Source organism: Chryseobacterium sp. CG10_8 (assembly GCF_058117085.1).
This window is the reverse complement of sequence record NZ_JBYVEB010000223.1, coordinates 1-1,537: the sequence shown is the minus strand read 5'-3', so window position 1 is coordinate 1,537 and position 1,537 is coordinate 1. Positions and strand designations below refer to the sequence as shown.

The window sequence follows — 1,537 nt, the reverse complement described above, 5'->3', positions numbered from 1 at the left end:
TTAATGACAGACTTTTTGCTGAGAAGGATAATATTGTGAGTGGTAAATAAATGTAACGCCCTCAGGAGGTTTTAAAGTTTCGCTACACTTCACAATAAAACTTCGCACGGGCTACTTTTTAGAAAAAAGTAACAAAAAATGTCAACTGTAGATTCAATTAGTTATGGCACTCGAAAGAAAGAATGTTATCGTATTTATGATAATGATCTTGGCATGGTTGATAGAACAACAACCAATGTAAAATTCCTAAAAAAGAAATGGCAGAAAATTGAAAATTTTGAATTCTCTAAAAGAAAAAATGGCAAGGTCTTAAGTAAATTAATTCTGATGTTTCCCAACGAATGGAGTCAAGAGCAAAAAGAAGAATTGATTCAGAAGTTTTTAGAATCCAAGTTTGGCAAAAAGCATCATTTTACATTTTGCTTTCATGGTGGAAAAGATGGTGAAGTGGTAGAAAACGCTCATGGACATTTGTATTATTCTGAGCGGATTTTGACAGACGCTAAAAATCGTAAAGATCCTGCAATGTCAAAATTGGGCTATATCAAGAAATTTGTAAAAGATTGGCAAAAAGAATGTGGAATCGATTTGTCAAAATCACCAAAAGTGAAACGTATTCCCATGAAAGAATGGAAAGCCAATCCTTATGAAGCAAGATTATTCAAATTGAAAATCAAAAAAGCACTCATCAAAGAACAAAGTCAGATTGAGATTACAAGTAAAAAGTTGAAAAATGTAGAAATGCTTCTCACTCGAACTAAGCACAATTATCAGCGTAAGTCATCAAAGATTGAACATAAAATCACAAAACATTCAATAGACTTTCTTCCCCATTCATTTTTGGAACGACTAATCCATTTTAGAAGAGAAAAGGCTGAAAAAGAAAGATTGCAACAACATGATGAAGGAGAATTACAAGCTAAAACAAATTTTATCAATCTTATCGAAAACGCAATAAGAAAAGACCATATTTTATATTTTCATCACTTTAAAAACGAAATTAATTCGCTTGATATAGAGATAGAATTTAACTCGAGAAAAGAGTTAACATTCTTTACTCCAAAATTGAATATTGAGATTAATGAAAATGAACTTTCTAAGTCAGCTAACGAGATTCTTCAGGATCTGAGAAATACAGCTAATGATAACCTGGGTCTTGGACGTTAGTAATAAATTGGTTCATTGCTTTATTACATTAATCAGCGGAGGGTTGAAAATCAGTGTAAAGATGCTTTATTTTATTTTGAAGAGGTGTATTAGTTCACCATTTTAAATAGCAGTTTTTTGAATTTCCATTTATTCAAACCTCCTTAAATTGAAAAGATTAATAAAGAATAGTTTAAACTATTTTCTTAACGGGTAATTTATAAAAAATCACCGGTATATTTTGAATTTTAAATTAGTTAAATTATTGAAAATCTTTCATTTAAATATCGATACGTCTGTTTTGAACAAGGTAAGCTAACTCAAGTATATTTTTCAGGGTTTAGAATTTCTTAACTTTAATCACATAGATTTAAAGAAACACAAAACCCTA

The 1,537-nt window shown here is 30.1% G+C and carries 1 protein-coding gene; it reads left to right on the top strand.

Going from position 1 to position 1,537, the window contains the following annotated elements:
* Positions 1-138 precede the first annotated feature (138 nt).
* The gene (locus tag AC4AGG_RS16380) at positions 139-1,167 is read left to right on the top strand and encodes a MobA/MobL family protein (protein WP_489773095.1); all 1,029 of its coding nucleotides are present in this window, start codon (positions 139-141) and stop codon (positions 1,165-1,167) included.
* The last annotated feature ends 370 nt before the right edge of the window (positions 1,168-1,537 follow it).